General features: G+C 65.7%; 1 protein-coding gene. It reads right to left on the bottom strand.

Going from position 1 to position 466, the window contains the following annotated elements; genetic code table 11:
* Window positions 1-54: 54 nt before the first annotated feature.
* Window positions 55-466: transposase (locus tag AB6A65_RS16420; RefSeq protein WP_371039473.1), on the bottom strand; the 412-nt coding region annotated here is incomplete at its 5' end.

Here is a 466-nt window from a genome sequence, read left to right as displayed (position 1 = left end):
GGGAGATCTGCCTGCCCGAAGAGCCGAGATCGGCGTCGGAGGGCAGACTCCGTCTCATGCCAGCAGCCTTCGTCGGACGAGGAACAGGTTGCCGAGGGCGAACAGGGTGAAGAGCTGCGCGCGGTTCTTGGCGAGGCCACGGTAGCGGGTCTTGAGGTACCCGAACTGGCGCTTGAGCACCCGGAAGGGATGTTCGACACGGGCGCGGACCTTGGCGATGACCCGGTTGATGTCTTCGTCCAAGGGGTGCAGCACGCCATCTTTCGGCGCTTTCCTCATGACGCCCCAAACCTTGCCGGGGCCGGAGAAAGCAGCCTCCCGTGCGGCGCTGACGTAGGCCTTGTCGGCCCAGACAGCGTCCTCCTCTCCGTGCAGCAATGCATCCCAGACCTGGCTGTCGTGCACCGATCCCGTCGTGGTGTCGAGGCTGTGCACGACGCCGCTCTCGGCGTCCACACCCACATGC

Origin of the sequence: Rhodosalinus sp. FB01 (assembly GCF_041365715.1) — a bacterium.
Lineage (GTDB): Bacteria > Pseudomonadota > Alphaproteobacteria > Rhodobacterales > Rhodobacteraceae > Rhodosalinus.
Note: the sequence above shows the minus strand (reverse complement) of the source record. Positions and strands in the feature narration are given on the sequence as shown.